14 protein-coding genes are annotated in these 20097 nt (G+C 72.2%); 9 read left to right on the top strand and 5 right to left on the bottom strand.

The window, feature by feature from the left end; translation table 11 throughout:
- The first annotated feature begins 273 nt into the window (after positions 1 to 273).
- Positions 274 to 1653: a class I SAM-dependent methyltransferase gene (locus HUO13_RS18320; protein WP_249125013.1), complete on the top strand. Its 1380-nt coding sequence runs from the start codon at positions 274 to 276 to the stop codon at positions 1651 to 1653.
- Positions 1654 to 1797: 144 nt separating this feature from the next.
- Here HUO13_RS18320 and HUO13_RS18315 read toward each other — a convergent pair whose 3' ends face one another.
- The 3 genes from HUO13_RS18315 to HUO13_RS18305 are packed head-to-tail and all read right to left on the bottom strand — an operon-like array spanning position 1798 to position 6584.
- A complete protein-coding gene (locus tag HUO13_RS18315) occupies positions 1798 to 3018 on the bottom strand; it encodes an acyl-CoA dehydrogenase family protein (RefSeq protein WP_211902516.1) in 1221 nt (406 codons plus the stop codon).
- A gap of 12 nt (positions 3019 to 3030) precedes the next feature.
- Positions 3031 to 4686 (bottom strand): class I adenylate-forming enzyme family protein, encoded by a 1656-nt coding sequence (locus HUO13_RS18310; protein ID WP_249125011.1) that lies wholly within the window; start codon positions 4684 to 4686, stop codon positions 3031 to 3033.
- Positions 4683 to 6584 carry a CoA transferase gene (locus HUO13_RS18305; protein WP_211902515.1) on the bottom strand — a complete coding sequence of 634 codons (1902 nt, stop codon included), beginning with the start codon at positions 6582 to 6584 and terminating at the stop codon, positions 4683 to 4685. The genes HUO13_RS18310 and HUO13_RS18305 overlap by 4 nt, the downstream gene beginning before the upstream one ends.
- A 338-nt stretch (positions 6585 to 6922) precedes the next feature.
- Between HUO13_RS18305 and HUO13_RS18300 the strand changes: the two genes are divergently transcribed.
- Entirely contained in the window at positions 6923 to 7966 is a 1044-nt protein-coding gene (locus HUO13_RS18300; RefSeq protein WP_211902514.1) for a glucuronyl hydrolase, read from the top strand.
- Positions 7967 to 8027: 61 nt separating this feature from the next.
- Here HUO13_RS18300 and HUO13_RS18295 read toward each other — a convergent pair whose 3' ends face one another.
- Entirely contained in the window at positions 8028 to 8633 is a 606-nt protein-coding gene (locus tag HUO13_RS18295) for a TetR/AcrR family transcriptional regulator (RefSeq protein WP_211902513.1), read from the bottom strand.
- A gap of 488 nt (positions 8634 to 9121) precedes the next feature.
- Here HUO13_RS18295 and HUO13_RS18290 point away from each other — a divergent pair, with 488 nt between their 5' ends.
- The 6 genes from HUO13_RS18290 to HUO13_RS18265 are packed head-to-tail and all read left to right on the top strand — an operon-like array spanning position 9122 to position 18316.
- Positions 9122 to 11545 carry a hypothetical protein gene (locus HUO13_RS18290; protein WP_211902512.1) on the top strand — a complete coding sequence of 808 codons (2424 nt, stop codon included), beginning with the start codon at positions 9122 to 9124 and terminating at the stop codon, positions 11543 to 11545.
- A 46-nt stretch (positions 11546 to 11591) separates the two neighbouring features.
- The gene (locus HUO13_RS18285) at positions 11592 to 14066 is read left to right on the top strand and encodes an aminotransferase class III-fold pyridoxal phosphate-dependent enzyme (RefSeq protein WP_249125010.1); all 2475 of its coding nucleotides are present in this window, start codon (positions 11592 to 11594) and stop codon (positions 14064 to 14066) included.
- Between the two features lie 2 nt (positions 14067 to 14068).
- The gene (locus HUO13_RS18280) at positions 14069 to 14356 is read left to right on the top strand and encodes an acyl carrier protein (protein WP_211902510.1); all 288 of its coding nucleotides are present in this window, start codon (positions 14069 to 14071) and stop codon (positions 14354 to 14356) included.
- Positions 14353 to 15594 carry a beta-ketoacyl-[acyl-carrier-protein] synthase family protein gene (locus HUO13_RS18275; protein WP_211902509.1) on the top strand — a complete coding sequence of 414 codons (1242 nt, stop codon included), beginning with the start codon at positions 14353 to 14355 and terminating at the stop codon, positions 15592 to 15594. The genes HUO13_RS18280 and HUO13_RS18275 overlap by 4 nt, the downstream gene beginning before the upstream one ends.
- A 30-nt stretch (positions 15595 to 15624) precedes the next feature.
- Positions 15625 to 17832, top strand: coding sequence for an MMPL family transporter (locus tag HUO13_RS18270; protein ID WP_249125009.1), 2208 nt, complete (start codon positions 15625 to 15627; stop codon positions 17830 to 17832).
- Position 17833: 1 nt separating this feature from the next.
- A complete protein-coding gene (locus tag HUO13_RS18265; protein WP_211902508.1) occupies positions 17834 to 18316 on the top strand; it encodes an FAS1-like dehydratase domain-containing protein in 483 nt (160 codons plus the stop codon).
- Here the strand turns inward: HUO13_RS18265 and HUO13_RS18260 are convergent.
- A complete protein-coding gene (locus HUO13_RS18260) occupies positions 18201 to 18959 on the bottom strand; it encodes a TetR/AcrR family transcriptional regulator (protein ID WP_432757843.1) in 759 nt (252 codons plus the stop codon). The two genes, HUO13_RS18265 and HUO13_RS18260, sit on opposite strands and share 116 nt — an antisense overlap.
- A gap of 164 nt (positions 18960 to 19123) precedes the next feature.
- Between HUO13_RS18260 and HUO13_RS18255 the strand changes: the two genes are divergently transcribed.
- Positions 19124 to 20086: a zinc-binding dehydrogenase gene (locus HUO13_RS18255; RefSeq protein WP_211902507.1), complete on the top strand. Its 963-nt coding sequence runs from the start codon at positions 19124 to 19126 to the stop codon at positions 20084 to 20086.
- Positions 20087 to 20097: the final 11 nt, after the last annotated feature.

The following is a 20097-nucleotide window of genomic DNA, read 5'->3' as shown; positions in this document are numbered from 1 at the left end:
CCCGGATTCCCTCGAATGCCGGTTGCGCGCTAACCTCGGTCGCGAGCTCACAGCCATGAGGGGCCAACCGGAGCCGCACCGCGAAGCGCCGGCTCCGAGTGACGCGCTTTGGGCGATGTTTCCACTGAGGCCATTGAACATCTTGGGGGTTTCGTGCGACTGGGACACGTGTCGTTATCCACCGGTACTCCTTCCAGTACGGAGGCGTCTCGCATTTCCGCGGCGCTGCGCGGACACGACGGCGTTCGCGATTGCGTCGTCGTACCGAACACAATGTTCCCGCAGGCGGGAGCGGGCCTGGTCGCCTACGTCGTCCCCGACGTCGACCCGGTCGACCACCGCCGCGCCGTGCGCCACGACTACACCGCCGTCGTCGACAAGATCACGACCGATTCCCGCGGGCGGGAATCATCGGGGGCCGGGCGTGACGCGCACAACTCCCACCTCGTGGCGAAAAGCGTTCTCGAGCTGGCATGCGGAAGTGGACGGGAACGCTTGGCCCGCGCAATCGACGCCGAACGCTATTTTGGTTTAGACCTATCTTTCGTTGCGCTCAGCGATGTGGGCGCCTCGGCACGCCGAAGCGGACTCCGACAGGTCGAGCTGACCCTAGGTGACACGATCGACGCCGAACTGTTCGAGGGTGACGATTTCGACTTGGTGGTGTGCGATTCACCCGCGCACCGCTTCCCCGACGCCGAGTACCTGCGCCGCGCCCTGACCGCCGCGCTCGCGGCGACCGGGTCCGGCGGCCGGGTGCACTTCGGCGGCATCCGGGATCTCCCGCTGGTGCGGGCGATGCACGCCGCCTCGGTCGTGTCCGGCGCGCCCGACGACGTGGAGGGCTCGGTGCTGGAAGAGCGGTGGCGGCGGCAGCTGTCCGAACAGGGCGAGCTCCTGGTGGACGCGCGCTGGTTCCGGGACTTCCCCGGTGCCGCGCACGTCGAGGTGCGCCCGCGCCCGGCCGGCTCCAGCGAGTCGGCGGCCCCGTTCTCCTTCGACGTCGTCGCCTGGCGCGACGGCACCCGCCGCACCGTGGAGGTGCCGACCTGGCTGCACTGGTCGGTCGGCGCCCTGGACCAGGCGGCCGCGCTGCTGGCCGACCGCGTCGAGGCGCTGGGGCTGCGCCGCGTCCCGCGCGCCGGTGTCGCGGGCGCGGTCAAGATCGCCAGAGTGCTGGAGAACCGCACCGGCACCCCGGCGGGCGAGCTCCGGATGCTGGCGGCCGAGGTCGACGCCGCCGCGGTCCGCCCCGAGCACCTGGCGGCGCTGGGAGCGCGCTTCGGCTACGACTGCCGCTTCAGCCGAGCCGGCGGGTGGCCGGACGGCGAGCTGGACGTGGCGTTCGTGCGGCGGTCCGACGACCAGGCCCCCGGATCCGCACCGCTGCCGCGGTTCCCGTTCGGCGAGCTCGGAGACCGGGCGCATGCCAACGATCCGGTCCACCACAGCCTGCTCGCCGAAGCCCGGACGTGGCTGGTTCCCGAGCTGCGACGGCACGCGTCCAAGGCGTTGCCCGCCCACCAGCGACCGCTGGTCCACCACCTCGTCGCCGAGCTGCCCCGCACCGAGCACGGGGCCGTGGACCTGGCGATGCTGCCGGCGCCGGACGAGACTCCCGGCCTCGGCCTGCTCGACCGCACCGCCATCTGACGGCCGGGCCCGGCCGCCTGGTGCGTCGGCGGCCGGGCGTCGTCGGCGTCCGCGATGCCCCTAGCCGACATCCGTGCTGTCTGCGATCGCGGTGCGGGAAGGCGGTTCCCGCACCGCGGCGCAAGGGTCCGCTGGAACAGTCACTCAGGCGGGCGCGGCGAAGTCGTCCACCGGGTCGGTGAAGTCGAACCCCTCGGAATCGGCGTAGGTCTTCAGGATGCGCGGTGCCATCTGGCTGATCTGCACCTCGTCGGCGCCGTCGTAGATGCGGGTCGAGCGAGCAGCCCGGTACATCACCGACAGCGGTGTGTCGTCGCACAGGCCCTCCGCGCCGTGGACCTGCACGGCGCGGTCCAGCACCGCGACCGCGGTGCGGGAGGCGGCCAGCTTGGCCACACCGAGGTCGACGTGCAGCCGCCCCTGGTCGATGCGCGCCGCCGCACGGCGAACGAGTGCACGCGCGGCGCTGATCTCGGCGTAGCTGTCGGCCACGTGCTGGCCCAGCAACTGCTTGTCCGCCAGGTGACCCCCCTGCACCCGGCGCGAGCGCAGACGTCGGCACATCAGGTCGAACCCGCGCTGGGCCTGGCCGAGCCAGTGCATCGACCGAACCGTCCTGGCCAGTCCGAGCCGCTGCTGCACCACCGCCAGCCCCGCGCCTCGTTCACCGACGACGTGGCTGTGCGGGACCCGCACGTCGCGCAGCTCGACCTCGCACTGCCCGGTGAAGTGCCCCAGGACCGGCAGCTCGCGCACGATGCCGAAGCCGGTCGCGTCGGTGGGCACGACGACGAGCGTGAACGCGTCCTTGGGATGCTTGCCCAGGCCCTCGCTGCGCGCCATCACCGTCATGAACGTGGCGCGGTCGGCGTTGGAGATGAACCACTTGCGCCCGCGCACGGTGCACCGGTCCTGGTCGAAGCGCACCTCGGTGGTGAAGCCGGAGACCTCCGAGCCGGTCTTGCCCGGCTCGGTCATCCCGTAGCTGGGCACCGCCTCCCCGCGCACCACCGGCAGCAGGAAGCGCTCCCGCACCTGCGGGGTGGCGAACCGGTCGAGCATGTGCACGTCCACCACGGTCTCGGCCCCGAACACGGCAGGCCCGTAGAACGAGCGGCCCTCCTGCTCGGCCACCAGCAGGTAGCTCGTCAGCGGCAGGCCCGCCCCGCCCAGCGAGGCGGGGTAACCGATGCCCCACAGGCCGTGGCTGCGGGCCTTGCTCTGCAACTCGACGAGCAGTTTCGCGCACACCTCGCGGCCGGCGAACATCTCCGGCTCGGCCGGTACCACGTGGGTGTCGACGAACTCCCGGACGCGTTGCGCCAGTTCCCGCGCCCTGCTCGGCGCCTTCGGTTCCGCGGTCATGGCTCTCCTCCCTCAGACCCGGGCCGGCTCGTCGCCGCGGGTGGCCGTGAAAACCTCGGTTGCCTGCCGCGCCAGCGCGCGCTTGTCGACCTTGCCCGCCGGTGTGAGGGGGAAGGCGTCCATCTCCAGCAGCACCTCCGGGAACTTGCGCGGCTCGAGGCCCTGCACGCGCAGGAACTCGGCCAGCTCCGCCACGTTGGGCACCCCGGCACCCGGTACCGCGACCAGACAGGCGGCGATGCGCTGACCGAGGTCCGGGCACGGCACCGGCACGCACGCCACGCTCAGCACCGACGGGTGCGCGGCGATGACGCCCTCGACCTGCGCGGGACTGATGTTGGAGCCGCCGCGGATGATGACGTCGCGCTTGCGGCCGCTGAGCCGCAGCCGCCCGACCGGGTCGATCACGCCCAGGTCGCCCGTGCGTGCCCAGCCGTCCGGCGTCCGGTAGCGCTCGTTGAGCTCCGGCGCGTTGACGTAGCACATCGGCGACATCGGGCCCCGGGCCAGCACCTCGCCGACCTCGCCGGGAGGCAGGTCCGCACCCGAGTCGTCGACGATGCGGATGCTGCAGACCGACGGGTTGGGCACGCCCACCGTCGTCTTCGCCGCGTGCGGCGGGTCGTCGAGGCCGTTGTGGCAGTTCACCCCGTCCGCGGAACCATAGAGGTTGATCAGGGTGCAGCCGAAGTCGGCCACGCAGCGGTCGACCGTCTGCGGGTCGATCAGCGAGCCGCCGGTGATCAGCGCCTGAAGCGACGAGGTGTCGGTACCGGCGAACTCCGGGCTGCCGATCATCCGCTGGAACATCGTCGGCACGCCCGCCAGGTGCGTGGGCCGGTGCTCCCCGATGGCCCGCAGCGCCTGGACGGGGTCGAACTTGCGTTGCAGCACGAGGGATCCGCCCAGCGCGCACAGCACGCCGAAGGTGCAGCAGGACCCGAACGACGATCCGAGCGGGATCAGGAACATGGCGCGCATCGGCTGCCCCGGCCGCTGCAGCCGCTTCAGGAACTGTCCCCGGCCCCCGATGAGGGCGTTGTGCGAGTAGGCCACGATCTTCGGCTCGGACTCGGTGCCCGAGGAAACCAGGTACCGCACCGCCGTGTCGGGGTCGGGGCTCGGCAGGTCGTCCGGGTCGGCCGGATCGGCGGCGAGCAGCTCGTCCACTGTGGTCGGAGCTTCCGCGCCGTGGACCACGACGTGACGCAGGTGCGGCAGTTCCGGTCGCAGCTCCGCCATGGTCGCGGCCAGGTCGACGTCGCCGTAGCGGGCGGGAATCACGGTCACGACGGCACCGGATCGGCGCAGCAGCGAGAGGACGTCGCGATGGCCCCGCCCGGTCGGGAAGGGCAGGACGGTCGCGCCCAGTGCCGCGGTCGCCAGCTCCACCGCGCAGGCCAGTGCGGAGTTCGGCAGCTGGCAGGCCACGACCTCGCCGGGGCGCACGCCCAGGTCGCGCAGTCCCGCCGCCAGCCGCAGCGCCTTCTCCCGCAGTTGCGCGTAGGTCGTCACGCCGTCGTCGTCGAAGACGGCGGGCTGGTCGGGTTGTGCGGCGGTCTTGCCGAGGAAGAGGTCGAACACGGCCGCGCCCGGGTAGATGCCCTCCTCCGACCACAGGCGGCGCAGGTGCTGCGGTACGAGGTCTGGCAACGGCAGAGTGCTCACTGGAACCTCCATGGAGAAGCGACCACAGCGCAACCGTGGTGCTGGAAGACGTCTGCGAAGTCCTCGCGTCGCGGCAGGTCGGCGAGGTCGATCTCGACCTGGGCGGCGGGCACCGCGTGGCGGCGAAGCAGTTGCTCCCACTCGTGGGCCGGCCGCGCGGCCAGTGCGGTACGCAGCGGGCCGGCCAGGTCCTGCGGCCTTGTTCCCGGAGCCGGAGCGAGGCCGGTCGCCGCGGTCAGGCGCTCGATCTCGTCCTCGTCGGCGCACACCGCGAGCAGTCCGTCGGCGGTCTGGAAAACCTCGTCCAGCGCGGGGGATTCGGGCGTCTCCCCGGCGAGTTGCTCCGCCAGCAGCGTCGTCGCGGCCGACAGCAGCGACGTGTCGACGCGGCAGCCCGCACCGCTGCGCCGCACCGCGATGAGACCGGCGAGGATTCCCTCGGCTGCGACGAAACCGCCGAGCACGTCCAGCAGCGTCATCAGCGACGGGTGCCGGTCCTCGCCGCCGGGCGTGACGGCGTCGGCGACACCGGCGTGCGCCTGCACCATGAAGTCGGTGCCCAGCGGCGGCCGCTCCCCCAGCGCGCTGCCCCAGCCGGAGGCGTAGGCGTACACCAGCCGCGGGTTGACCTCGTGCATGTGCTCGGCGTCCAGGCCGAGCTGGGCTGCCTTGCCCGGCGCCCAGTTGTGCAGGAAGACGTCGGCGTCGCGGACCAGCTCCAGCACCGACCGCTGCCCCGCGGGGTCCTTGATGTCGATCTCGACGATCTGCTTGGCGTGGTTGAGCGCGGCGAACCGGGCCGAGACATCCCCCGCCATGGGCGGGATCCCGCGCAGCGGATCGCCGCCCGGCGGCTCGATGCGGATGATCTCGCCTCCGAGCAACGACAGCAGCCGGGTGGCCATCGGCCCCTGCACTCGGCGCGAGGACTCCACGATCCGCATGCCGGCGAGCGGGAGCTCCCCGGCCGCCGGCGGATCGGAGTGCGCGGAGCCCTCATCCCGGGCTGCCGCGGGGGCGAACTCCCACGGCGCACCGCTTCCGCGGGAAGGCCACAGGTCCGGGTCCGCGCGGCGCTCGGCCACCGTCCGGACCCGGCACACGCTCATCCCGGTCCGCTCCGCGATCTCGGTGATGCGCGCGAAGTCGTGCTCGCGCAGCGCCTCGACGAGCCCGGGGGCCAACGGGCTGACCGCACCGGGATAGCGCAGCACGAACGGCCGCCAGCTCCGGCTGACCGCCTCGATCGGCGCGCCGACCTCGGCCCAGAACCGCTGCCACGGCTCGACGTCCAGCGCCTCCAGCTCGAAGAGCACGCCGTCGGACGAGACGAACGGCGGACGCGGGCTGCCGTCCTGTGCCCCCGGCAGCAGCTTCTCGGCGTCCTCGGACGCGCTGGCCGCGCCGATGTACTGCGCGACGGACATGACCGCCGCGTGCTCGAGCGCCAGGTCGACAGCACCGACCGGCGCTCCCCGCAGCCGGGCGAGGGTCGCGGCGAGCACTCCCTGCACCGCGGTGACACCGGCCAGCACCGACGCGTAGTCCACGCCGATGCGGCGGACGACGGGTTCGGCGCGGCTGTGCACCGACATCAGGCCGCACCGAGCCTGCGCGGTGCTTTCGCGGAACGTCCGGTCCGGGTCGGCACCGCAGACCCCGCGCAACCGCAGCTCGACGGAGCCGTCCAGGCCTGAGAGGGTGGTGACGCCGGGATCGCACTGCTCAGCGACAGCTCTTCTGGCGCCGAGCAGGCCGAGATGCGCGTCTATCACGCGCTGCGACACCCCGAATCCGGTCGGAAATACCTCGCCGCGCGCATACTGCATGCCCGAAAGCGGGCCGTGGTCGAACGGAGCAAGATCCTGCACCGCGTTGAGGGACGGGCCTGCGGTCACGCGGTTACCTCCCCAGCAAAGGAAATCCGGTCCCCAGTGGATACGGAAAACGGCGGTCGTACCGGTGTCGGCCGACCGGTGCCTGCGCGGATTCCCGCGCACTCGGCGAACCGCGCTGGGAGTAGAGCACTAGAGTTGTGGTCTAGTCAAGCAACGCCGTGACCAGCTCAGTCGGCCACCTCCGCCGAAACTCTCGCCGATTACGACGTCTGGAGCCCGCGGACCGCGCCGGAACCGGGCACGGTCCGGTCACGAGTGGCTCAAACCAACTGGACCAACGCGCTGGAGCGCCACTACAGTCCGTCGGCGGGAACGCCGATTCCGGGGGATGGTGAGCGATGGCCGGCTACGAACGAGCACTGGAACGATCACTGCTCGGGGTGCGGACCACGCTGGAGGAGGTCGGCGACCGGTTCCCGATGTTCGCGCGGCATCCCGGCGACACCTGGACCACCTCGCGCCGGGGTTCGTGGACGGGCGGATTCTGGGTGGGCCTGCTGTGGCTGCGCGCCGCCGTCACCGGCGAACGAGCACACCTGCGGACGGCCTCGGACTGGACGGAGTCGCTGCTGCCGCGCGCCGACGACTCCACGTCGACCAGGGCCATGACGTTCTGGTACGGCGCGGCGCTCGGACACCTGCTCACCGGCGACGCGCGGGCCGCCGAGGTCGCGCACATCGGCGCCAAGGCGCTCGCGGCGGACTTCCGGCCGGAGCTGGGCATCATCCCGATGGGCACGGCGTTCGGCACCGGGGACGCCGGGCTGCGCGAGTCCTTCGTGGACCCGCTGGCCGCGCTCGTGCGGCTGCTGCCATGGGCGGACGGTGCTCACACCGCCCTTGCCCGCTCCCACCTCGACGAGCACGTCCGGCTCTGCCTCAACGCCGGCGGCGCGGTGTCGGCGCACCTGCGCTGGGATGAAGCGACCTCGCAGCTCCGCCCAGAGCCGCGCCCCGGCACCTGGTCGCGGGGACAGGCGTGGGCACTGCTGGGCCTCGCCGAGGCCGCGACCGCACTGGACGGCGCGTACCTGCCGTTCGCGCACGCGGTCGCCGAGCACTGGCTCAGAACCCGGCCGCACCAGCCGCCACCGGACCGCACGGACGGCCCGCCCGCCGCCCTGGACACCTCGGCGGCGGCGATCAGCGCGTCGGCGCTGATCACGCTCGGGCGCAGGTGCGAGTCCGGTCGCCGCTACCGGGACTTCGCGATGGCCACCGTCGACGCGCTGGTCGGCGAGCACCTCACCGGGACCGGGGCGCTGCTGCACGGCAGCTACCGCACCGGCCCGGACGGCACCGAGTCCGTGGAGACGGTGTGGGGGAACTTCTTCCTCACCCTCACACTGGCACAGCTCACCGGCGCGGTCGGTCCGCTGTGACCGACTCCCGGCGCGACTCCCCCGCTCCCGACGCCGTCCGCGGCCGGCTCGGCAGGCGCGCTCAGCTCAGGAGGTGGAAGCGCAGGGTGCTCACCGCCCAGCGCTCCCACTCCGGAACCGACCAGCCGCGGTCGACCACGAGCAGCTCGAACACCTCCGGCCCCAGGATCGTGAACGAGATGTCCACCGCGCGCTGCAACGTCAGCCCCTTGGGCAGCGCTTGCTTCTTGCGCAGCGCCAGCAGGAAACGGCGTTGCACGATGCGGCGCTGCTCCTGGTTGTTGGACCACAGCTCGGCCACGGTCGGGTCGGTGTCGGAGGCCCTGGACAGCACGTTGAGCAGCGACGCGACCCGCCGGTAGACCTTGGCGGTCCCCTTCACCTGGAGCTCGAGGTGGCGGACCGGGTCGGGCTCCTCGATCACCTCGCGCACCCAGGCCCGCTCCAGGGTGGGCACCGGCTCGTCGTCACCGGCGACGGTGAGGTCGATCAGCCGCTTCAGGATGTTGGTCTTGTTCTGGAAGGTGAAGTACACCGTCTGGACCGCGACTCCCGCCTTCTTGGCGATCATGTCCATAGTGGCGCTGGAGTACCCGCGCTCGACGAACAGGACCAGCGCAGCGTCGAGGATCTTGTCAGCGGCACCCTTAGCCTTCTTCGCGGCCATGTGGCTCCTTGCGTCGCGCCGGATCGGGAGGGGGGAGGGGGTGGACATCAATCTAACTCACCGTCATGGACGAAGGGGGCCGACACCCGGCCCCGCGCGGCCCGGTGCGATCACTGGCCTGTGCGTTCCTACTCCGCGAGACGGCGCATGTGGAAGGGCCGCCGGGCGCCCGATCACCGGGATCGGCGTCCTTCCCGCCGCGCGCGGTGCTCCCGCGCTCCCGCACCTGCGGCCGTGAGCCGGGATCGACAGCAGGCGCGTGGTCACGCTCGGTGGTCACGCACTCTCGGTCCGCATCGGACCCGGACGCGCCACGAGTACATGGCTTCGGCTTTCTGTATCGATTCACTGGTGAGCCCATGCAGGTGACTTCCGGGCGCCGCGACACCCCGCCCGATCCGGCCACCAGAGTGCTTGACTAGAGTATCGCTCTAGTGCTTTGGTAACGACGTCCGTGGTCGTGCCCGAACCGAAGGAGAGGCCGCCGCATGGCCGTTGAGCACGACTCGCAGGCAACTTCGCGCCGCCTGCTCCTCGCGGTGGTCGCCGACGGCACCAGTCGCGGCTGCGCCGAATCCGCATCCGCGGCGCTGGAGCACCTGACCGGAGAGGCCGGCAACGCCCCGCAACCCGCACAGCTGCGGGAGGTGGTCCGCCGGGCACGCAGGTTCCTCGACCTCGCGGTGCCCGAGGCCGAGCCCGGGCTCGTCGTCGCCGAGTCGCTGGACGACCTGGCCGCGAAGCTGGCGGCCGACCCGGACCCGCGCCCGGCGACGCTGACCCTGCTGGTGCTCGACCACCGCGAGTTCCGGAACTCGGCGATCGAGGCGGCGGCCCGCGTCGAGGAGCGCTTGGCCAAGCTCACCGCCGCCCTGCCCGAGCGGGTGCGCTTCGCCCCCTCCCCCGCAACCGTCCAGCTGCACACCGATCCGCCCGCGCAGGCCCGCATCGGCCTCGGCGCGTTCGCGCCGCGCTGGCCCGCACCGGTGCCCTGGGCCGCCGTGGCCGACCTGGTCTGCTCGTTCACCGACTCGGTGCAGCTGGAGCAGATGTCACGGCTGCACGTCCCGGTGCCGCCGACGACGCTGGCCACCGCGATCGCCGGCTTCCTCGACGAGCGGGCCGGCACCGCCTGGGGGCTGCACTGCTACACGGGCTCGGTCGTCGCGCGCGCGATCGACGACCTTGAGAGCCACGCGTCCGCGAACGGGAACCCGGTGCTGCGGGGGCCGAGCGAGCACAGCCTGGCGTGCGCGATGCACGCGCGCTGGCAACTCGACGGCGCTCCCGGGCTGGTCGTGGTGACCAGCGGGATGATCGACGAGCTCCGGGGGACGCTGGCCAACCTGCGTTCGGCGCGGGCGAAGGGCTTCATCCTGTGCGCCGACTCCAAGCCCGGCCAGTGGTACCCGTTCCAGGGCACGATCAGCGCCGCGGAGGACTCCCGCGAGGTGGTCCGGGCCAGGGGACTGCCCGTGGTGCACATCGACCACACCTCCCGCATGGCCGAGGGCCTGTCGGCCGCCTTCGCCGCGTATGACGCCGGTCAGGGGCCGGTCGTGCTGTTCGCGACCAAGGAGGTCCTCGACAGCGCCAAACCCGTCGAGATCACCCGCGGGGAGCCCGCTCCCGCGCGGGCGTCGGCCGTGGTGCCCGGATTCTCCGAACTGCTGCGGCTGCTCGAAGGCGAACCCGTCCGGCTGCTGTGCCAGCCCGGCGCGCTGCGCCCCGGAGCTGCCGACCGGTTGCGGGAGCTCGCGCGCCGGACAGGTCTGGCGTTGGCGGACTCCCTGACGCAGCCGGGCGTGGTTTCCCGGTACCACGGGGGAATCCGCGTTCCCGAGTACCTCGGAACCATGAGCCTGTACGGAACATCGCCGCGAGTCCACGAGTTCCTGCACCACGACGACCGCCCGCGTCCCGCCGACGAGCAGGCGCTGCTGTTCCTCGGCAGCCGGATCGAGGAGATCGACACCCTGCTCTCGCCCCGCAGCCTCCAGCGGTCCCGGATCGTGCAGGTGGCCGAGGACGACCGCGACCACGCCCCGTTCACCGACCTCGGCCTGGCCTGCCCGGCCCCCGAACTGCTCACCGCACTCCTGGAGCGCGTCGACGTCGATCCCCGGGTGCTGGCGGCGCGGCGTGCGGCGATCGAGTCCACGAGGGACTCCTTCTCCGACGTCGTCGGGCTGGTACCGGCGCTGCCGATGACCCCGAACTACTTCTTCCGGCAGCTGCACGACGTCCTCGACGAGCTGATCCGCGAACGCGGCTACCACTACACCGGCGTCTACGACGTCGGACGAGCCGGGCTCTCGGCGGTCTGCGACCTGCCGAGGACCGGCCCCGGGTTCTCCGGCTGGGCCGGGCGGGCGCTGATGGGCGACGCGCTGCAGTCGGTGCCCGCGATCGCGCTCACCCGCGACGACAACGTGCTGGCCTTCGTCGGTGACGGCGCGTGGGCGATGGTGCCCGACATCCTGCCGACGCTGGTGCAGCAGATCGCGGCGGACGGCCGCCCGCACCGCGGCAACCTCACGGTCTTCCGGTGCGTCAACGGCGGCCACTCCATCATTCGCACCTACCGGGAAGCACACCGCCCGTCGGCGGTCAGCGCGCAGACCGGCGTGCTGAGCTTCGTCGACGACGACTGGACCCGGCACGTCGACGACGTCACCGTCCGCCACCGGCGGATCATCTCCGCCGATCCCGGCGAGCTGGCGGCTCTTCTGACCGAGCCGGCGGCCATCAACCTCTGCACGGTCCAGCTGGCGCACAACAACGAGGGCGACGGCCTCGGGCTGGCCGGCCTCGGTTGGCAGCGCGACGTCCTCTCCGAACGCGGCCTGGCGTTCACCGCGTCGAACCGCCGGCCCGCGCGGCCGGACAGTCCGATGAGGACCGACGCGTGATGCCGCGCTGCTGCCGACCGCGACTTCGCGCGGATTGGAGAAGCTCGTGAAGTTCGGTTTCCTCGCCCACCCGGTGAACACCGGGCAGCTCAACTACGTGCGCGCCGCGGCGCTGCTGTCGAGCATGGCCGGCGAACGAACCGGCCGCGCGGCGTCCGGCACCGCCCGGCACACCGTGCCCATGCCGATGTTCGGCACCGTGGTCTCGGCCACCGGCGACCGTTGCGAAGGCGACCTGCGGTACCTGCCCCACACCGCCGAGGACCTGTTGCGCCGCGCGACCGACGCCGTCGACCACGTCGTCGCCCAGGTCGAGGACCTGCGCCGGTCGGGCGCTCAGCTGGTGGGGCTCGGCGGGGCGACCTCGATCGTCGGCAACCGCGGGCTCACCACGCAACGACGCGTCGACGTGCCGCTGACCAGCGGGAACTCGCTGACCACCTACTCGGCGCACGAGTTGCTGCGCACCGTCGTCGCTCGGCTGGGCCGGCGTCCGTCCGACGTCGAGATAGGCATCGTCGGCTTCCCCGGCGCGATCGGCCTGGCCATGGCCAGGCTGCTGCTCGACGACGGCTGCCGGCTGCACTTGGTGCACCGCAAAGGTCGGATACGGCCCGAACAGCTCCTGGACGAGCTGCCCGCCGACGCGCACGAGCGGGTCACCATCGGCGACGACGTCGCCGAGTGCCTGCGGCGCACGCGTCTGATCGTGGCGGCCTCCTCGGCAGGCGGCCTCATCGACTGCGACGACCTGCGACCCGGCTCGGTGGTGGTCGACGTCGCGCTGCCTCGCGACGTGCGGCGTCCCGTTCGCGAGCGCCGCGACGTGCTCGTCCTGGACGGCGGCCTGGTCTCGGCCTCCGACGCGGTGGTGCTCGACGGGATGGAGGCGGCCACCAGCGAGCAGATCAACGGGTGCCTGGCCGAGACCGTCGTGCTCGCCCTTGAGGAGCGCGCCGAGTCGTTCAGCATCGGCCGGGAGCTCGACCCCGGGCGCGTGCGCGAGATCGGCGAACTGGCCCGGCGGCACGGTTTCCTGCCCAGCGCGCCGTCGAGCTGGGGCCGTCTGGTCGGGCTCGACCGCCTCGACGAGCTGCCCGGCTGGTCCGCCGCGCGGCCGGACCCGGCCGAGGCGACCAGGCGCCGCTTCCGCGACAACGTCAACCCGCCGCTGGCCGGCTTCTACGCCGTGCACGGCATGGACCGCGTGTTCACCCGCGGCAGCGGCAGCACGCTGACCACCGCAGACGGCGTGGAGTACCTGGACTTCATCGGCGGCTACGGCAGCCTGAACGTCGGGCACAACCACCCCGCCGTCACCGCCGCGGTCACGGAGTTCGTGGCGTCCGGAGAGCCCACGTTCGTCCAGTACGCCTCGATCCCCCACCGGACCGCCGAGCTGGCGGAGCGGCTGTGCGAGATCGCGCCGGGCGGCATGCGGCGGGTGTTCTTCAGCAACTCCGGCGCGGAGGCGGTCGAGGCGGCGCTGAAGCTGGCCAGAGCCGCCACCGGCCGCACCCGCTTCGTGCACGCCGAGAACAGCTACCACGGCAAGACCTTCGGGGCGCTGTCGGTGACGGGCCGGGACCACTACCGCGACCCGTTCCGGCCCGTGTTGCCCGACTGCGTGGGAGTGCCCTTCGGCGACGAGGACGCCCTGCGCGAAGCGATCGCGGGTGCGGCGGCGTTCATCGTCGAACCCGTGCAGGGCGAAGGCGGCGTGGTCCTCCCGCCGCCGGGCTACCTCACCGCGGCGCAGCGGATCTGCCGCGAAGCGGGCGCGGTGTTCATCGTGGACGAGATCCAGACCGGACTCGGGCGCACCGGTGCGATGTTCGCCTGCGAGCACGAGGGCGTCGAACCGGACGTGCTGTGCGTGGCGAAGTCGCTGTCGGGCGGGCTGGTCCCGATCGCCGCGACGCTGTCCACCTCCGAGGTGTGGGACGCCGCCTACGGGTCGTCGTCGGGATCGCTGCTGCACACCTCCACCTTCGGTGGCGGCAACCTCGCCTCGGTGGCCGCGCTGGCCACCCTCGATCTGATCGAGTCGGAGAAGCTCGCGGCGCGCGCCGAGGTGATGGGGCGGCGTCTGCGGGAGGCGCTGACCGAGGCGTGCGCGCCGTTCGAGTTCGTGGGCGAGGTGCGCGGGATCGGCCTGATGAACGCGATCGCCTTCGACGCCCGCTACGACGGGGCCGTGCGCACCGCGGTCGAGGACATGGCCTCGCGGCTGCCGGGTGACTTCCGGGCGATCGCCCGGCTCCTGCCCGACCCGGTGCGGGAGGTGCTGCGGCAGGCCGGCTCCAGCGTGGAGACCGCGCTCGGCGACCTGCTGTGCCTGCGCTTCGTGGCAGCGATGGGCCGCGACCACCGGATCCTCACCTTCGTCACCGCCAACCGCAACCAGGTCGTGCGCCTCCAGCCACCGCTGGTGGTCACCGAGGCCGAGCTCGACCGGTTCGCCGAATCCGCCCGCGCGGTCTGCGAAACCGTCACGGGCATCCACAACAACTGGGAGTGATCATGGACCGCAAGGAGATCTTCGGGCGCATCGAGCAGGTGCTCTCCGAGCAGCTGGGCATCCCCGCCGAGCAGATCACCGAGGAGGCCGACCTGCGCGAGGACCTCGGCATGGACTCGCTGGACCTGGTCGAGCTGGTCAGCGCGCTCGAGGACGAGGTCGGCATGCGCGTGGAGCAGAACCAGCTGGAGGGCATCGAGACCGTCGGGCACGTCATCACCCTGACCCTCGACCTCGTGGCTCAGCTGACCACCGCCTCGGCTGCCGAGAAGCCGGAATCGGCGTCGTGACCGGCCTGCACGAGGTCGTCGTGACCGGCATGGGCGTGGTCAGCCCGCTGGGCGTCGGCAGCGAGCAGTTCCACGCCAACCAGCAGCTCGGCCGCAGCGCCGTCCGGCGCGTCACCGCCTACGACCCCGGCGACGACCCGGTGCGCATCGCGGCCGAGGTGGACCTGCCCGAGCAGTTCCAGTTCACCCGGCGCGACCAGCTGCGCACCGACCGGTGCACGCAGCTGGCGATCGTCGCCGCCCGGCTGGGCGTCGAGGAGGCCAAGCTCGACCTCGCCGCGTCCGACACCTCGCGCATCGGCGTGGTCATCGGCTCCGGCATGGGCGGTGTGGGGACCTGGGAGCGCAACTGCCTGGCACTGCACGAGTCCGGAGTGCGGGCGATGCGCACCAAGACCGTGCCGATGTCGATGATCAACGACCCGTCGGCGTCCATCGCGATCCGCTACGGCACCACCGGCCCCTGCACGACGGTCACCACTGCCTGTGCCTCGGGCGCCGACGCGCTGGTGACTGCGGCGCAGATGATCCGGCTCGGCGAGGCCGACGTGGTGCTGGCAGGCGGTGCCGAGGCGCCGCTGTCGCGCAGCGTCCTGGCCGGCTTCGCGCGCCTCGGCGCGCTGTCGGAGGACAACGACGCGCCCGAGAGCGCGTGCCGTCCGTTCAGCGCCGACCGGACGGGCTTCGTCATGGGCGAGGGCGCGGCGGTGCTGGTCCTGGAGTCCGCCGAGCACGCCACCGCGCGCGGGGCGCAGGTGCGGGCGCGGCTGGCCGGCTACGGGCGCTCCGCCGACGCCTACCACGTGACGATGCCGCACCCCGAGGCCGCCGGTGCGCGGGCGGCCATCGTCGCGGCGCTGCGCGACGCCGGTGCCCGGCCGTCCGACGTCGACTTCGTCAACGCCCACGGCACCGGCACCGCGCTCAACGACCACGCCGAAGCCCTCGCCATGCGTGCGGTGTTCGGCACCTGCGTGGAGCGGATCCCGGTCACCGCCACCAAGTCGCTCACCGGGCACTCGCTCGGCGCGGCGGGGGCGGTCGAGGCCGTGGCCACCGTGCAGGCGGTGGCCAGCGGGGTCATCCCGCCCACGGCCAACCTCCGGGTCCCCGATCCCGAGCTCGGCATCGACGTGGTCCACGGCGGACCGCGCGAGGCGCGCATCGGCCTGGCGCTGTCGAACTCGTTCGCCTTCGGAGGGCACAACGTCGTGCTCGCCTTCGCCCCACCCCTGTAGCGCTCCGACGACACACCTCGAGGACCGGCCATGACCGCAACGCCCGTGCGATCGCAACAACAGCAGAAGCCGCCATTGCTGGCCCGGGTGGGCGCGGGAGCGGCACGCCGCTTCCGCGCGGTCCTCGTGCTGGCCGCACTCGTGTGCGGGGCGGCGCTGGCGCTCAGCGCCGGCGTCAACGACCAGCTCGCGGGCGGCGGCTACACGCCGTCGGACTCCGAGTCGGCGGTGGCGCAACGGACGCTGAGCGAGCGGTTCCAGGGCGGCACCCCGAACCTGGTGCTGGTGGCCGAGCCGGCGGCGACGCTGGACGCTCCCGAGACCGTCGACGCGGCGCGGCGGTTGCAGCAGGCGGTCCGGGACTCCGGCAAGGCCGACTGGGTGCACTCGTTCTGGGAGACCGGCGACCCGGCGCTGGTCGCCCCGGACGGCCGCGCCGCGATGTTCGCGGTGCGCCTGAGCGGCGAGGAGGACCACGCGCAGCGCGCGTCGCGCGACCTGGTGCCCGAGCTGCAGCGCGACTTCCCGGGACTGCGCCTGTCGGCCACCGGTGAGGCGCAGGTCAACGCCGAGGTCAACGAGCAGAGCCAGGTCGACCTGGTGTGGGCGGAGCTGCTCGGCGCCCCGCTGGTCGGCCTGTTGCTGCTGCTGGTGTTCCGCACCCCGCTGGCGGCGCTGCTGCCGCTGGCGATCGGCGCCGTCTCGGTGACCCTGACGCTGGCGGTGCTGACGCTGCTGACCGAGGTCACCGACGTGTCGATGTTCGCCATGAACATCACCACCGCGCTGGGCTTCGGCCTCGCGGTGGACTACAGCCTGTTCATCGTCACCCGCTACCGCGAAGAACTCGCAGCGGGGCGCACGATGGACGAGGCCATCGCCACCAGCACCGCCAAGGCCGGCCGCACCGTGCTGTTCTCCGCGGTGACCGTCGCGGTGTCGCTGGCCGCACTCCTGGTCTTCCCGCTGTACTTCCTGCGGTCGCTGGCCTACGCGGCACTGCCGGTGGTGCTGATCGCGGGAATCGCGAGCATCGTCGTGCTGCCCGCGCTGCTGCGGCTGACCGGCCGGCACCTCGCGCGCTGGGACGTGCTCAGCCGGTTCATCGGGCCACCTCGCACCGAGGGGCCGATGTGGCACCGGATCGCCACGTCGGTCATGCGGCGCCCGCTGCTCACGTCGCTGCCGGTGATAGCACTGCTGCTGGTGTTCGCGATCCCCTTCGCCGACGTCCGCTTCGGGCTCACCGACGAACGCGTGCTGCCGCCCGACGCCGGCTCCCACCGGGCCGCGGCGATCGTCGACGAGCGGTTCCCGCAGGCCAAGCAGACCACCGTCGAGGTGCTGCTCACTGGCGCGGGACCGCAGGAAGCGGAGCGCTACGCACAGGAGCTCTCCCGGCGCGCGGGCGTCACCGGTGTCCAGGCTCCCGGCGCGGTCTACGTCGAAGGCGCGCCGGTCGCTCCGGGCCAGCCGGCGCGCACCAGCGACGCGACATCCTGGATCACGATGGCCGTCGACCACGAGCCCTACGACACCGCGGCCGAGGAACTGGTGCGCTCCGTGCGGGCGGCCCCGGCGCCCGGCGAGCTGGCCGTCGCCGGCGACACGGCGGTGCTGGTCGACACCAAGGCGAGTCTGCTGGAACGGCTCCCGGCCGCGCTGGCACTGCTGGGCCTGAGCACCCTGGTGCTGCTGTTCCTGTTCACCGGCAGCGTGCTGATCCCGTTCAAGGCCATCCTGATGAACCTGCTCAGCCTGACGGCCAGCTTCGGCGCCGCGGTCTACGTCTTCCAGTACGGCAACCTGCGGTGGCTGGTCGGCGACTTCACCGTGACCGGGCACATCGAGGTCACCATCCCGGTGCTGATGTTCTGCATCGCGTTCGGGCTCTCGATGGACTACGAGGTCTTCCTGCTGTCCCGGATCCGCGAGCAGTACCTGATCGGCGGCCACAACGAGGAGGCGGTGGCCATCGGGCTGGAACGCACCGGCCGGCTGGTGACCGCGGCGGCGGGCATCGTCGCGGCGGTGCTGCTGGTGCTGGCCACCTCGCAGCTCTCCATCCTCAAGCTGCTGGGCGTCGGCCTCACACTGGCGGTGGTCGTCGACGCCGCGCTGGTGCGGGCGGTCATCGTGCCCGCGTTCATGCGGCTGATGGGCCGGGCCAACTGGTGGGCACCGCCGTTGCTGCGCCGGGTGCACCGCAAGATCGGGATCTCGGAGTCGGGGGACTGAGGTGGAGATCGACCCCGCGGTCATCGGGCGCTCGTACCCGGGCGTGGCACCGCATCCGGTCGGGGCGGGCGAGATCGCCCGCTTCGCCGACGCGATCGGCGATCCCCACCCCGCCTACCGCGACGCCGAGGCGGCGCGGGCGGCCGGGCACCCGGCGGTCGTGGCACCACCCACCTACCCGATCGTGCTGTGCGGGGCGGCGCTGGAACGGCTCATGGCCGACCCCGACCTCAACCCGGGCGGCCTGGCGATGGTGCACCGGGGGCAGAGCTTCGACATCCGGCGCCCGATCCGCGCGGGCGACCACCTCCGGATCACCCCCACGATCACCGGCCTTCGGATACTCGCCGGCGTACCGGCGCTGACCGTCACCACAGATATATCCACAGTGGAAGGCGAACCGGTGTGCACGGCGACGTCGTCGGTCGCGCTGATCCCGGCCGGGGCGGCGGATTCGGAGGCAGCCGGGGCCGGGTCGACGTAGGCGATATCAAACGTTCTCGTGCGGTGCTGCGGGCGCCAGCCGTGCCACTGGTGGTAGCGGTGAGTGCTTCCCGGATGCCTGGAACGCCTGGATCACGAACGCGGCGAAGCGCCGGGAAGCCGCGACCCCGGGCGGCTGTCGATCCCGCGCGGATGCCCCGGTTGGCCATGAGCATGAGGACCAGGTCGTCGAGGACGAAGTCAGGGCGCAGGTTGCCGGTTGCCTTCGCGCGACGGGCCACTTCGGCAACCGCCTTCAGCGCGTGCTCGCGGTCCGAGGCGAGATCCTCCGCGTCCGGACAGGCGGACATGAAGGCTTCGGTGAAGCCCCGGTCGCGTGCGTGCATCTCGCAGGTCTTCTCGATCACGAGGCGGAAGCCACGCCACGGATCCGGATCGGCAGTCCCTTCGTCGACGAGGGCGCGACATACGCGCACCTGGCCCGCGAAGACTTCGGCAACCAGCATCCGCTTGGTCGGGAAACGCCGGTACACGGTGGCGGGGCCGACTCCGGCGCGCCTTGCGATCTCCCGCATCGGCACGTTCAGACCCTCGGCGGCGAACAGCGCGCGGGCCGCGTCGAGGATGCGCTCACGGTTGTCGTGTGCGTCGGAGCGCAGGATGCGAGGCAAACCGTCGGTCACCACTCTCACTTTAGCCAACCGGACGGTGGCGTCCGTTAACGTCGGCGGGCGTGAGAGCTGCGCTGATCCGTGTGCGGCCCCTCGAACGACCACCGGCGTCCGCCGCACGGCGACCGTGCGCGGCGCCTGGATGAATCCCGACAGACCCAGGACATGGAGACGGCGTGAAGGCAGTCGCGATCCGGACGTTCGGACCTCCCGAGGGTCTGGCGGTCATCGACATCCCCGCCCCGGCCCCCGCTGCCGGCCAGGTGCTGATCGAGACGGAGGCGATCGGCGTCGGCGGGGTCGACATTGTGATCCACAGCGGTGCTCTCGCTTCCTCCGGATTCGAGGGAGGCCACATTCCCGGAAGCGAGATTGCGGGCCTCGTGACGGCGGTCGGCGACGGCGTCGACGCGTCATGGGTCGGTCGGCGCGTGTGGGCGCTGACCGGCGTGGGCGGCGGCTACGTCGAAAAGGCGGTCGTCCCGGCCGAGGAGATCGTCCCGCTCCCGGCGAACCTCTCCGCTGCCGACGCGGTGACGCTCGGCAGCTCCGGAGTGGTGGCACATTTCGGCCTGGCCCGCGCCCGCTTCGCCCCTGGTGAGTCAGTGCTGGTGCGCGGCGCGGCAGGCAGCATCGGGATCATGACCGTCCAACTCGCCGCGCGGGGTGGCGCCGGCGCGGTGGCGGTCACGACGTCGTCGGCCAAGCGCGGGGCTCGCCTGCGCGAGCTGGGCGCCACCCACGTGCTGGACCGCAACGGCGAGGGAGGCGAGGACGCTCCCTCGGGCTACGACGTCATCATCGACATCGTCGCCGGTGCGGACATGCCCGCGTTCTTCGCCAAGCTCAACCCGAACGGTCGAATGGTGGCCGTCGGCATCGTGGGAGGGCAGCCGCCGGCGGAGTTCGGCATGGAGATGTTCGCGGCGTTCCGGAAGTCGATGTCGTTCGCCACCTTCAGCGCCGACACCGTCCCCGAGTCCGACCGGCGTGCCGCCACGACCGAGCAGTTCGCTGCCGCTGGTCGCGGTGAGCTGCCCACGGTGGTGCACGAGCTGCTGCCGTTGGACCAAGCCGTGCTGGCGCACCGGAAGATGGACGCCGGCGAGGTGTTCGGCAGGGTCGTGCTGACCCCGTGACCCCGGCGGGC

Origin of the sequence: Saccharopolyspora erythraea, assembly GCF_018141105.1 — a bacterium.
In the GTDB taxonomy this organism is placed as follows: domain Bacteria; phylum Actinomycetota; class Actinomycetes; order Mycobacteriales; family Pseudonocardiaceae; genus Saccharopolyspora_D; species Saccharopolyspora_D erythraea_A.
Note: the sequence above shows the minus strand (reverse complement) of the source record. Positions and strands in the feature narration are given on the sequence as shown.

Coding starts and splice junctions, on each gene's coding strand:
- HUO13_RS18320 (WP_249125013.1), top strand. CDS start 274: ATGTTCCCGCAGGCGGGAGCGGGCCTGGTCGCCTACGTCGTCCCCGAC.
- HUO13_RS18315 (WP_211902516.1), bottom strand. CDS start 3,018: ATGACCGCGGAACCGAAGGCGCCGAGCAGGGCGCGGGAACTGGCGCAA.
- HUO13_RS18300 (WP_211902514.1), top strand. CDS start 6,923: ATGGCCGGCTACGAACGAGCACTGGAACGATCACTGCTCGGGGTGCGG.
- HUO13_RS18295 (WP_211902513.1), bottom strand. CDS start 8,633: ATGGCCGCGAAGAAGGCTAAGGGTGCCGCTGACAAGATCCTCGACGCT.
- HUO13_RS18290 (WP_211902512.1), top strand. CDS start 9,122: ATGGCCGTTGAGCACGACTCGCAGGCAACTTCGCGCCGCCTGCTCCTC.
- HUO13_RS18280 (WP_211902510.1), top strand. CDS start 14,069: ATGGACCGCAAGGAGATCTTCGGGCGCATCGAGCAGGTGCTCTCCGAG.
- HUO13_RS18270 (WP_249125009.1), top strand. CDS start 15,625: ATGACCGCAACGCCCGTGCGATCGCAACAACAGCAGAAGCCGCCATTG.